This is a genomic window from Bacteroides sp. UBA939 (assembly GCF_002293435.1).
Lineage (GTDB): Bacteria > Bacteroidota > Bacteroidia > Bacteroidales > Bacteroidaceae > Bacteroides.
Window position 1 is genome coordinate 1 of the sequence record NZ_DBDF01000199.1, and the last position, 12,545, is coordinate 12,545.

The window sequence follows — 12,545 nt, forward strand, 5'->3', positions numbered from 1 at the left end:
GCTGATAATCTTGCTACTGACCTGAAGATTCTTCAGGTGATAAGGTGAAGAGCCGTCACCTTAGTAAGGTGAAGGGTTGTCACCTAGTAAGGTGAAGAGCTGTCACCTACCCGGGTGGCGAGTCGTCAGGTAATCGCCTGAAGAGTTAACATATAAACAGAGTATTGGCCTTAACTCCTTTAACTCCTGATTCGCATTATTTAATCCTTAACAACTATGGCTTTAGAGTATGTAGTAACAAAAAGAGTGTTCGGTTTTGATGAATCAAAAACGGAGAAGTATGTAGCTAAGTCTGTGCGCTCAGGACAGACGAGTTTTAGCAAAGCCTGTGCGAAAGTGAGCCGCCTCTGTGGTGTTCATCGCAAAGTGGTAGACCTGGTAGTCAGCGGCTTGGTCGATATGATGGCCGAGGACATTGATGATGGAAAGAGTGTTCAATTAGGCGAGTTCGGCATTTTCCGCCCTACGATTAAGGCTAAGAGTGCAGATTCCGAAGAGGGAATAAAGGCAAGCAGTATTGTCCGAAAGCGTATTGTATTCACTCCGGGTAAGATTTTCCAACGCACATTGAATGAAATGAGCGTAACTCGTTCTGTACCCGCTGATACGGATTATACAGATGGCAGCAGTTACGGAAGTGCCGGTGGTAATCAAGGCAGTGGTAACACAGGAGGCGGAGATATTGACGATAATCCGTTAGGATAATCTCAGGCCGAATAACTCAATTAAAGTAGCGAAAGTCTTTTCGCTACTTTCTTTATTTCTTCTTATGCTTCTTTCCGCAAGTAGTTGAATGCTTAGGAATCCATTCTTAACTTTATGTCACGCCAATGTTACTTTCACGTCACTTCCCTTCTTTCACATCATCCATCAACTGAAGCCCTACGCCGCGTATCGTCACAATCCGAATGGCAGAATCTCCTTTTTCTACCTTCTCCCGCAATTTATTTAACTGAGTATCCAGTCGGCGGGAAGGATAATAACCTTCATCATGCCAAATCATATCCATTATTATCTCTCTCTTCACTATCTCTCCTTTGTTCTGACAGAGCACCTTCAAAATTATATTTTCATAATTGGTTAGTCTTATATCCTCCATTCCATCTTCCGCTTTCAGAACAAGATACTTAGGATCATATTTGTATTTACCCAGTACCATTACCTGTTCCCTGTTCCGAATAGGCTGCTGTGCTGATAATTTCATCAATGCACGCAAATGACAATTAAGTTCTTCGGGAACACAAGGTTTCTTCACATAGTTATTGGCACCGAAGTCATACCCTTTTATTACATCATGCGGCTCGGCGTACGAAGAAGTAAACATAATTGGGATGTGATGATCTGTTTCGCGTATTTTGCTCACCATATCATAACCATTCATTACAGGCATTTCCACATCCGCCATGATAATATCCGGCTGATGTTCAAGCCACATTTCATATCCTTCTTTTCCATTGTTGGCTATCAACACCTCATATCCGCCTATTCGCTGCAAGCCAAATTTCACAATGTATGCAAAGTTCCGGTCATCTTCAACTATTAGTAGTTTAATGCTCTTTTCTATTGTTTCATTTTTCATGCTTTTCATTGGTTTTTGCAGGTATCATAATTATAAATATACTTCCATAGCCTTTTCTGCTCATCATGTCAGCCCGCCCTCCATGTATTTCAGCTGCGTGCTTCACATAATTCAAACCAAGTCCAAATCCACTTACTCCCTGTTTCAGTGCATCCGTTCCTCTTTCGAACTTTTCAAATATGCGGTTACAGTCTTCATTAGAAATACCGAAGCCGTTGTCTTCTACAGAGATACAGAGCATATCTTCTTTTTCTATTTTTGTAGTAATGGCTATTCTCACGCTCTCACCCGAATATTTAATGGCATTGTCTACCAGATTACTGATAGCTTCTTTAATATATTCTTCTTCACCGTAGGCTGTTTTTACATTTATATCTAAGCTAAAATCCACTTGTTTACACGCTCTTAATTGGAACTTTTCCATCAAATCTTTTATGATAGGGTATAACTCAAACTCGTGTTTCTTCAACGTGATTTTATTTTCCTCTATTTTGGCAATAGTCAATACTTTATTGGCTAACGCATATAAATGTTCATTCTCTCTTTCTATATAGTTCAGCATTTCGTCGCGTCCTTTTGTTTCTTCCGGCTTTATAGTCCTCAATATATGAGCACTCAGTTTAATGCCTGCAATGGGTGTCTTCATATCATGTATCATGGCTTTAGAAAAAGTATCCTTCCATTGGGCAATGCGACGTTCAACAATGATAACCTTAATTTGACAAACAATACACCAGCAAACAAATATCATCATAGCAATAGTAGACAACAAGAGAAGTCCCATACGCTTAAGTATAACCCAATAAGGGTCATCAATAAAGGCTTGTACATTTAGTGAGCTATCAATACGAACAGGGAACTTATTAGATTTCAGTTTCTCGGATACATATTTGTGTTCATAGGAACTTTCCCGTATGGAATCATTGTTATCGACAAGGCAAATAACAACTTTAACAGACAAACTTAGTTTTCCTGATATATCAGTAAATATAGAATCGACAGTTCGCAGGGATATATTAGAGCCATAATTAGACAGACTTTCCTGCAGTTGAACTTCTGAGTTTGATAAATTCTCTACTGAATCAGACACTATTGCTAAAGGAGTTCTTTCCGGGATTTTCTCCAAATCTGATATACAACGTAAATCCAACTCTTTAGTTATAGACTCCTGCAATATGAAGTTCACAACATTTTGAATTTCTGTCTTTGTAGATATATAGCCATTCACCAACCATGATATTTGCAATATTGCAACAGCAACTATACCTAAATAGGAAAGTTTCCATATATTCCCAAGCCTATTTTTCATAGTTTCAACTTTTTCGCAAATATAATAACATTATCGTAACATAAAGTAAGGTAATGATAACATTTCATTAAAATTAAACCTTCTAACTTTGCCACAGCATTTAGAACAAAGTATTAATCTTAAAATTTTAGTAATAATGAAAACAGAGAAATTAATGACAGAATTGACAAAAGAAGAACTAATTAGAACTTTCGGTGGCAATAGTCAACAAAAATATGTATTAATCCGTGTTGGTAATAAATTGATATGGGTAAAAAGCGGCATAAGTCCAGACTAAAAAGTAACATTATCGTGAGATTCGCTAACCCAGAGTTTAGATAATTCTCCATAACTTTGTCGCATCATTTAAAAACAGTAATTAAAGCAGTTCTCTGCATGATACACTTTAGGATATATTTAATCTATGTTTAATAACTAAAAAAATGTTTTTATGAAAAATTTATTTTCATGTTTTGTTATGTGTGTGTTTCTTCTCTCTTGTTCTCAAGAGAAAATAGAAGATGTTGATTCGGGACAGATAAATCCGGTTTTGGTTGATTCTCTTAATAACTCTGTGGTTGCTTATGCTGAGTTGATTAGTCCAATCATTCAAAAAGTTGAAACTCGTAGTATAAATGGGGAGTTGAAATTTACTAAGGTAGAAAGAGAGTTTATTGCTCAACAACTTATCCCATCAATATCATGGGCTAAACAGGTAATGTATTCTATGGGAGTAACTGAACAAGAAATAAAAGAAATTTGTGGCTCAGATGAATCGAGTGTTGTTACAGCAGCCCTACATGCGATAAATTCTCCAGAATACAATACTTATATTACAAGTACAAGAAATGTTTACGTAACTTGCGCTTTGGCAGTTTTAGGATTCGATGCTTTTAGTTGTATCTCTCAATTGGGAGAAACAACTCTTAAAAGAGCAGCAATTAAATTACTAAAATCGGCTGCCATGAAGTTACTTGGCCCTATAGGTGTTGGGTTAGCTGTAGCAGAATATGGTTTGTGTCTTGCAGGACTGTGATGATTACTATTATTATATGTAAAGCCCTTTTTCTGCTTATAGGGGCACATCCTATATTACGTGTGCTTCGTATGACTTATATATTTATAAGAAGAAAGAAAACCAAGAAACTATATTGGGCTATTCCGGTATCTTTATTAGCTGTAGTTTTTTATGTTTGGATTGTGAGTTTTACATTGGATCTGGTCAAAAGATGATGATATAAAATTAAAAAGAATCCTGATAGAGGGTTTACCTAATCTATCAGGATTCTTCTGTCCTGTTTTCGTCATGGGAACACTCGAATCACAATTCTGTTTTTACGTTTATTCGTATGGATATTGTTGAATGATAATTTGTATTTTAGCCGCGGATTATAAAGCAGAAACATAAACTCTGGTTCGGTGCGGAACTTGGTTTTGGGGTTACACTGTCTGTATCCCGACCATAAAGACATGCGTATGGGGATGTTGAAGGTGCTCGTTGGTTATTATGTTACTCCCGCCCTTTCACTGGGGGTCGGAGCAGGTTCCAGCAGTTACAACCCGGGGGCAAAGAATGTCTTGCCCGTTTTCCTGGATGTGAGATACCATCCGTTTAAGAATAAACGGTTTCTGCTGAATGGAGATATCGGTTGTGCATTTCTCACGCCTGCCGCTTACAGTAAAGGGGAACTCCTAATGGATTTCTCGGTGGGTTATAAAGTGTTGGACAAGAAAGTAAGTATTATCCCTGCAATCGGGTATAACTACTGTGGTTATGATGTAGGTGTACCAGCCTATAACAACATGCAGTTGGTGGATAGTCAGAACAGGCATTCTCTTTTTGTCAAGGTAGGCGTTGTATTCTAATTCAAATAACATACGGCATCCAATAAAAGAAAAATAGCATTAAAAAAGAAAACAGCATTAATCTAAACCCTATTACGCGTGGTGCGGTTCAACGCCGCATCATGCGTAATTTTACACATAAAACATATACAAATCATATAATTCAAACAGATAAAATGAAAAAACATTTGCTTTTACTTGTCTTTCTATCCTGCACCGCAACTCTGGCGGCGCAGCACAATGGAAAACGATTGTGGGGTGGAGTTGAACTTGGGAGCGACCAACGTTATAACGTTAGAGTGTCTCACGTAGTAGCCTGAAGAATTAACCCATAAACAGAGTATCGGCTTTAACTCCTAAGCGAAGAGATAACTCCTTTAGTTCCTGATTCACATTAAAATAATGTAAATTCTATGCCTTTATCTCTAAAGATGTTACAAAACGGGAGATATAAAATACAATGTAGTCATAATACATGTATCTTTATATCGTTTCTCAAATATATATTTGATTATGGCAAATTCTAAATTTTATATTATCCCAAGCCAAAGGACTGTTACGTCAGGGATGAAAGAAAGTGGAAGTTATTTTTTGTATCCTACCAATACCATAATTATGAGATACATTTTCTTCTTTCTATTTCTGTTTTGCATAACGACATTAGTCAATGCAGAGAACAATGATTCATGCTCCACGAGTCGTCCGTCGATAAATATTCCCATGTATTTTGAAATGGGAGACAAGATGAAGTTGCAAGAAAGTTACAAACAAAGTGTTTATTGGAAAAAGTACAAAAGATTAAAGGGATGCGCATTCGGCGCACTTGGATTAGGCGTTGGTGGAATGTTTGTCGGTTGGGTTGGAGTTGCCAAAACTCCATACATTGATATTGATCAGAGAAAAGATGCGGGCAAAGTATGGGCTATTGTTTTCTGCTCAGGGTTATGTTTAACCGTTTCCAGTATTCCACTATTTATTATCTCACATAAGAACAAGAAAAAAGCGAAGAACAGCATAGGGTTTTCTCTAAACAGTTCAACTATTCATGTGACTTTGCCAAACGGTATGGGACAAACACAGCCTGCATTAGGGGTTTGCATCAACTTTTAATTCTATTCTGCTTAATGATAATATTTGCAGGTAGAAAGAAAACAAATAAATTCTTATTGAATAAGAGCGCCCTCAGTAGGCGTTCCGATTAGAGACTATAAGCAATCTGCCATAAAATGAAAAGCCCTCAGAACCTTTTGTTATACATACTTATATTATCAGGCATTCTCGCCTCTTGCAATAGCAGAAGCCGGTATTCTTCGGCTCTGCTTGCTCTCGACGATTCTGTTGATACTGCCCCTGAAATGGCGGTTGACTCCCTCCGTAATATGGATACCCTCCAACTGTTGCGCAAAGAAAAAGCCCTTTATTACCTGCTATTGACCAGAGGTTTAGAGTTATCCGGAAAACTCCCTCAGAATGACTCTCTATTAGCTTCCCCTTTTTCATATTATACCAAACACAAAGAAAACAAGCGGTTAGCCCAGCTATACTACTTACAGGGAGAAATCCATCGCAAAGGCGGTTTCTTAATAAAAGCAGCCGAAAGTTATTCTCAGGCAGAGAAGTATGGGAAAGATAATAAAAGGCTGCAATTCCGGCTCAACATCGAGATGGGGCGTATATACCGGCGCAAACTGATGGAGCAGGAAGAAGACAGTTGCCTGAACAGAGCCTTAAACTTGGCAGTAGAACTGGGAGATTCCACACTAATGTCCGAAGCATTTTATAATCTATCCTTATCCTGTACCAATCAAAAGGATTATGCGAAAGGCAAACACTTGTTAGAGAAGGCAATAAACTTATTGCCCGCTGAAGAACATGAAGCGATGTCCGGGTATTACAAAGAAATGAGCCAGGTTTGTGTTTCCATGCAAAGTGCCGACTCTGCTCTGTATTACATTAATCTGGCCATCTCCTTGAGCAAGAAAGATGAAAACCTTCCCTGCAATCTGGTAAAAGGAGATGTTTTTATGGCTATGCACAGGCTCGATTCGGCAGAATATTATTTCATGCAAGATACCGGCAGGCTATCGCTAAGTCAGAAGGTGGAGATATACCATAAGATGCACCGTCTGAAAGACGAATCAGGGATGCAAGCGGATGCGAGCGGGTATTTGGAGAAGCATGTAATGTACAGGGATTCCCTGGACTTTATCCGCAAAGAAGATTATATAGAAAGAAGAAACAACATACAGGCTTATAAACGCCAACGGGAAAAAGCCAATCGGGCAGAAATAGAATTGGCGAACGACAGGGTTACATTCTACCGGGTGGTTTTTGTTTCATTACTGGTTATCTTCGCTCTGATAGCCATCTCCTGCCGCAAAGAACAACGCAAGAGGAAACTGGAACAGCAGCTTGAAAGTGAGCAGTTCTCCGCAATGGAGATTCGAGTAAGGCAACAGGAAACGGAATCACAGTTATTGGCCGAACGGGAAGAACGGAGAAAAACGGAAATCAGAAGGCTGAACCAGACTGTGAACTACTATAAAAGCCTGAATGCAATAACCATTCCGGCACTTCTGAAAAACCAAAAGGGAGACATGTTGCACTTAACAGAAGAGGAATGGAGTATGGTTGTTCGGAATACGGATGCTTGCTTTGAGGACTTTACCGAGCGGCTCGGCAGGCTATACCCTCAACTGACGGGAGAGGAGATTCGGTTTTGCTGCCTGGTAAAGATGGAGCTTTCTATCTCTTTGCTTGCAAAGATTTACCACATTGCCGGTGGTAGCGTTTCAAGAAAGAAAATGAGGTTGAAAGAGAAAATGGGAATTGAGAATCTGAGTCTGGATGAGTTCATCCAGACATTCTAAGGGAGATGTCGTGCGCTAATCAGGGTTATCGTACAGACAATCAGAAACTGTCTTGTTGCCAATCAGAAGCTGTAGGAAACACCCACAGATACAGAATGCATATACTTAATCCCGGTAGCAGGTTTCAGTCTCTTTCCTTCTACTATGATGTTACGGCTGCCGCCATATAAATCGAAATTGGAGAAGTTGTATCCTAATGAAAGCGTAATCTCATCCATTTCCAGGGCAATTGCTGTTTTGAGCTGGTAGTAACAGGCCTTTGCACCTGTGTTCGTTACCCGGTCATACGCCACGGCGGTATTAACTCCAACACGGTTGGGGATATATTCCACGTTATGCGGCAGATTAGCCGGAAACGGAATGGTAAGTCCCGGAGAGACTCGCAGGGAGAGTGCCAGTTCTTGATCCTTATCCAGGTACACAGCCGGAGTTGCCAGGCGTAGTTCAGGACGCAATGCCAGGACGTAATTCAGGTCATCGCTGGCAATAAACCATATTAAACTTTGGTCTGCCGTGTATCCGCTGTAGGAGGGTTTGCCCATCGTTTTAGTATATAAGATTCCCACTCCGACGCCTGCGTACCGTATGGGGTGGTAGGCAATACTTGGTTCTATTTCCCATGCGTCATAGTTTGTCAATGCTGCCGAAAGCCCTGCTGTCCAATACTTGCAGGGTTCTTTGTCAGACTGCGAATATCCCGGTATGCACATCAGGGCAAACAGGATTATTAGATACGTGATATTCCGGTTGGTTACCATATATAATAAGATATTAAGTTGATGCAAAGTAAGGAGAAAAAATCAGATAACAGGCAACAATGAATGCAGATGTACATCATTTGATTTCCATAACGAACTAATTATCAGACGAATAAAAGCACTCTGATGTACATAAGGAAAAGCATGTCCATTCTGTCTCAATCCATATTTTTGCCCCAACGATATGTTAAACAGAAAGAAATATGTTATTTTTGCACAGAAACAAAACCGAGCTTACGCATGAGAACACCTGTTACTATTAACCATAATTAAAAACACAACATCATGAACGTGAAAAAACAATATCCAATCACATTCACCTTTATCAGTCTTATCCTATTCACATTATCTGCACAAGCGCAAGTTCCGCAAAAGGAGAATACATTATTCCTTACCATAAGCGGATATGTAAAAGACAAAGATACCGGAGAAAACATAATAGGAGCAAACGTATTTAACCCATCCAACAACACCGGTACAACCACCAACGAATATGGATTCTACAGCATTACAGCGCCTAAGGGCGAAGTTCGTTTGCAGTTTTCCTACGTAGGATATACCCCTCAGACCAAGGAAATAGAACTGTCTTCAAACCTGACATTGAACATCGTGCTGGACACCAACAAGGAGCTTAATGAAGTACTCGTATATGGCAAACGTTCCATGACCGGCATCAGCGCCACACAAATGGGAACAATAGATATTCCTGTACATTTACTAAAGAAAGTGCCCGCAGTGTTTGGAGAAGCGGATGCCATAAAGACCATACAGATGATGCCCGGAATCCAGGCAACTACCGAAGGAAGCTCCGGATTGTCCGTCAGAGGAGGCGGACCGAGCGAGAACCTGTTTCTACTGGATGGCGTACCTCTTTATAATATCGACCATTTATTCGGCTTCTTCTCCGTATTTACGCCGGAGTCGATAAAGAAAATCAGCGTGTACAAAGGCAGCTTCCCTGCACGGTTTAGTGGACGGACATCTTCAGTAATCGACGTCAGGACGAACGACGGAAACATGAACAACTATCACGGCACCATCGGCGTAGGCCTTCTCTCTGCCAAAGTTCAGTTTGAAGGCCCGATTATACGAAACCGCACGGCATTCAACATCGCAGCACGCCGTTCTTACATAGACCTGATGGCTACTCCTTTTATGGATAAGAATGATAAGTTCAGGTATTATTTTTATGACTTTAATGCCAAAATCAATCACCGGTTCAGCGACAGGCAGAGATTGTATTTCAGTATTTACAACGGTACCGACAACTTCAGATCCGAACAGAAAGAAGACTTGAACAACTACCAATCGACAAATTCAAACAATCTGAAATGGGGAAATACAACCGCCGCATTGCGATGGAACTATGTGATATCGCCTGTTCTGTTCAGCAATACCACCATTGCTTATACCAAATACGAATACCGGTCTACAGCAGAAAGCCTGCAAAATGACAACAGTTACAGCTCTGATTCTCAGTCGGGAATAGACGACATTACGTACAGTATCGACCTGGATTACCATCCGTCTACCAAGCATTATTTCAAATTCGGGATAAGCGGGCAAGCGCATTCCTTTAAGCCCGAAATGATTACAAGCAAGATAAGCGCCAACTCCATCCGGAACGAATATAACAGCCCATCAGGTGCGGCCATAAAAGCGTATGAAAGCAACCTCTATGCAGAAGACAATTGGGAACTCACCAACCGGGTCAGCGCCAATGTAGGGATTAACCTCTCGGCATATCAGGTGCAGAAGAAATCCTATCTGTCATTCCAACCCAGGGTTTCGATACGTTACCAGATGACGGACAAAGTTGCACTAAAGGGAGCCGTCACCCAGATGAATCAAAACATACATCTGCTCTCTTATTATTCAATGACGATGCCCAATGATATATGGGTTCCGACCACGAACAGGATAAAGCCGATGCAGTCGCGCCAGTATTCCGTAGGCGCCTACTATACAGGAATCAACAACTGGGCGTTCTCAGTTGAGGGGTATTACAAAACGACCGCGAATGTACTGGAATACAAGGACGGCGCCACATTAATGGGAACTTTCGCCAACTGGGAAGACAAAGTGGAGACAGGCATGGGGCGCATCGTGGGACTTGAATTGATGGTACAGAAAACGATTGGTAATACCACAGGCTGGTTGTCTTACGCATGGTCGAAAAGCGAGCGGAGGTTTCCGGGTGGAGAAATAAACGATGGAAACTGGTTTCCCTACAAGTACGACAGGCGCCACAACATAAACCTGGCATTCAACCACCAACTGTCCGCGAAGATAGACTTCAATGCAACGTGGGAGTTTCACACAGGTGGGGCAACAACCATTGCCGGACAGACAACGATTGCAGTGCGCCCAGGCGAAAACGCTTCTTCGTCCATAGTCGATTATGCAGGAGCGCGCAACAACTACAGGTTGCCCAACAGCCACCAACTTAGTTTGGGCGTCAACTTCAATAAACCCACCAGGCATGGCATGAGCACGTGGAACATAAGCATCTACAACGTGTACAATGCGATGAACCCTACGTTTGTTTTCAGAGAATCAAAAGACGAGAACGGGAACTATCAGAATGTATTGAAGAAAGTAACCATATTGCCTCTGACACCATCCGTTTCATACACCTATAAATTCTGACATTATGAGATACTTACTTTTATTATTGCTCGTATCGTTTTGTTCATCGTGCACGAATGAAATACCCGTCAGCTTAAGCAGCGAACCCGGCAAACTGATACTCAATGCGATGCTTCACTCCGGCGAAGATGAGAATAAAATAACCCTAGCATTCACCGGGTACGGCAATGTTACGTATGTTACAGATGCCAAAGTCTACATTTCCATCAATGGAGACTTAAAAGAGGTAATAGACGCGCCGACTTATGACAGGAGTAACCCCAACTCTTCTCCCGGCGACTATATCACCAGACTGCTTTATCTGCCCGGAGACACAGTCAAGATAGAAGCTGTGACGGCTGATAATAAGCACCGCGCCTGGTCGGAAGTTGTAGTACCCGCTCCTGTGTATATTGAACGGGTAGACACTGCGTCATCTGTCATTAATACGCCATTTGAATCTCTCAGATTCATTCATCTTAAGATAGCATTCGAGGATGATGCAAGCAGAAAGAATTATTACCGGATTTCAGTGGATAGGGTTCAGACTATCTCGGCTGTCTCCAGAGAAAGCGGGCGAGATACTACTGTAATTATCAAAACCTCCGAAACGTTGCTCTGTAACGAAGATATTGTGCTGACAGATGGCAGGCCTACACCTATCAGCAGTGATAACATCTTTGATTCTCCCGAGAACAAGTATGGGGTGTTCGATGATTCGCGCATTGACGGTAAGTACACAATGTCCGTTAGCACTCAATACTTCCCGTACACTCAGGAGATTTATTATGGTGTCCACGAGAAGCTGAAGGATATCACAAACATAGATATGAAGTTAACTGTCAACCTTCATTCCATTTCGGAAGGAGAATATTTCTATCTGAAGGCGCTTAATTTGATAGACTCCGACCTTTACGACACCCCTCTTAGTGAACCGATAAAGCTGCCGGGTAATATTTCGGGTGGCATCGGGGTTATGGGAATCAGTAGCAGGCATAGTCAGACATTGTCTTTATCCAGTTATCTGCAAGTAAGGATGTAACGGATGAACAAAATGAAAAGAGGAATAATATGAAAAACTTATATTAGCTAATCGTATTGCTTTTGTGCCATTCGTGCAGCAGGCCTCAAGCAAACAGGGCAGATAGTATTGCCCAGGAAATGAATCGACTGAATGATTAATTTGTATTCCTGTTTCTAACTCTATATCATAGAGAGGAGCAGTTAATACCATTTTATCATCCAATGTAATAGTGTCTTTATCCAGAAGAAGGAGTAAGTCTATGTCACTGTCAGGGCGTGCATCACCACGGGCTTCGCTACCGTATAGAATAGCTTTTACATCAGGCGCAGTGCTTTGCAGAGCCTCCTTGATGCGGGTAATGATATGCGGACGTTTCATATTATTAATCTCCTGTATTTGTTAGCCTGCATTATTCATAAGTGTCGCGTCATAAATGAGAATTTGGCGGTGGGAATGGGTACGCGGACGACACGGATGGCACGGATTAAGCGGATGAACGCGGACGAGCGCGGATTCTTCTTTTCTTAGTAATTAGCAATAGTATCTCTATTCT

At 41.1% G+C, this 12,545-nt stretch carries 12 protein-coding genes; 8 read left to right on the top strand and 4 right to left on the bottom strand.

Features of this window, described 5'->3' with window-relative positions; translation table 11 throughout:
• The first annotated feature begins 216 nt into the window (after window positions 1–216).
• The gene (locus tag B2Z67_RS12880) at window positions 217–705 is read left to right on the top strand and encodes an HU family DNA-binding protein (protein ID WP_291530244.1); all 489 of its coding nucleotides are present in this window, start codon (window positions 217–219) and stop codon (window positions 703–705) included.
• 139 nt (window positions 706–844) lie between these two features.
• Here B2Z67_RS12880 and B2Z67_RS12885 read toward each other — a convergent pair whose 3' ends face one another.
• Complete coding sequence (locus tag B2Z67_RS12885) at window positions 845–1,588, bottom strand: response regulator transcription factor (protein ID WP_291530245.1); 744 nt, start codon at window positions 1,586–1,588, stop codon at window positions 845–847.
• Window positions 1,569–2,888, bottom strand: coding sequence for a sensor histidine kinase (locus tag B2Z67_RS12890; protein ID WP_291530246.1), 1,320 nt, complete (start codon window positions 2,886–2,888; stop codon window positions 1,569–1,571). The genes B2Z67_RS12885 and B2Z67_RS12890 overlap by 20 nt, the downstream gene beginning before the upstream one ends.
• A gap of 136 nt (window positions 2,889–3,024) precedes the next feature.
• Here B2Z67_RS12890 and B2Z67_RS12895 point away from each other — a divergent pair, with 136 nt between their 5' ends.
• The 5 genes from B2Z67_RS12895 to B2Z67_RS12915 all read left to right on the top strand — a co-directional run bounded on the left by B2Z67_RS12895 (window position 3,025) and on the right by B2Z67_RS12915 (window position 7,582).
• On the top strand, window positions 3,025–3,165 hold the full coding sequence (locus tag B2Z67_RS12895; protein ID WP_291530247.1) for a hypothetical protein: 141 nt from the start codon (window positions 3,025–3,027) through the stop codon (window positions 3,163–3,165).
• 153 nt (window positions 3,166–3,318) lie between these two features.
• Window positions 3,319–3,903 carry a hypothetical protein gene (locus B2Z67_RS12900; protein ID WP_291530248.1) on the top strand — a complete coding sequence of 195 codons (585 nt, stop codon included), beginning with the start codon at window positions 3,319–3,321 and terminating at the stop codon, window positions 3,901–3,903.
• 383 nt (window positions 3,904–4,286) lie between these two features.
• The gene (locus B2Z67_RS12905; protein ID WP_291530249.1) at window positions 4,287–4,733 is read left to right on the top strand and encodes a hypothetical protein; all 447 of its coding nucleotides are present in this window, start codon (window positions 4,287–4,289) and stop codon (window positions 4,731–4,733) included.
• A 492-nt stretch (window positions 4,734–5,225) separates the two neighbouring features.
• Window positions 5,226–5,822: a hypothetical protein gene (locus B2Z67_RS12910; protein ID WP_291530250.1), complete on the top strand. Its 597-nt coding sequence runs from the start codon at window positions 5,226–5,228 to the stop codon at window positions 5,820–5,822.
• A gap of 116 nt (window positions 5,823–5,938) precedes the next feature.
• Window positions 5,939–7,582, top strand: coding sequence for a tetratricopeptide repeat protein (locus B2Z67_RS12915; protein WP_291530251.1), 1,644 nt, complete (start codon window positions 5,939–5,941; stop codon window positions 7,580–7,582).
• 62 nt (window positions 7,583–7,644) lie between these two features.
• Here the strand turns inward: B2Z67_RS12915 and B2Z67_RS12920 are convergent, their stop codons facing one another.
• Window positions 7,645–8,340: a hypothetical protein gene (locus B2Z67_RS12920; protein WP_291530252.1), complete on the bottom strand. Its 696-nt coding sequence runs from the start codon at window positions 8,338–8,340 to the stop codon at window positions 7,645–7,647.
• Between the two features lie 285 nt (window positions 8,341–8,625).
• On the opposite strand from B2Z67_RS12920, the gene B2Z67_RS12925 reads away from it, so the two are divergent.
• Both B2Z67_RS12925 and B2Z67_RS12930 read left to right on the top strand, forming a co-directional pair.
• Window positions 8,626–10,989, top strand: coding sequence for a TonB-dependent receptor (locus B2Z67_RS12925; RefSeq protein WP_291530253.1), 2,364 nt, complete (start codon window positions 8,626–8,628; stop codon window positions 10,987–10,989).
• A gap of 4 nt (window positions 10,990–10,993) precedes the next feature.
• Complete coding sequence (locus B2Z67_RS12930; protein ID WP_291530254.1) at window positions 10,994–12,010, top strand: DUF4249 domain-containing protein; 1,017 nt, start codon at window positions 10,994–10,996, stop codon at window positions 12,008–12,010.
• On the opposite strand, the gene B2Z67_RS12935 is transcribed toward B2Z67_RS12930, so the two are convergent.
• A complete protein-coding gene (locus tag B2Z67_RS12935) occupies window positions 11,981–12,370 on the bottom strand; it encodes a nucleotidyltransferase domain-containing protein (protein ID WP_291530255.1) in 390 nt (129 codons plus the stop codon). The two genes, B2Z67_RS12930 and B2Z67_RS12935, sit on opposite strands and share 30 nt — an antisense overlap.
• Window positions 12,371–12,545: the final 175 nt, after the last annotated feature.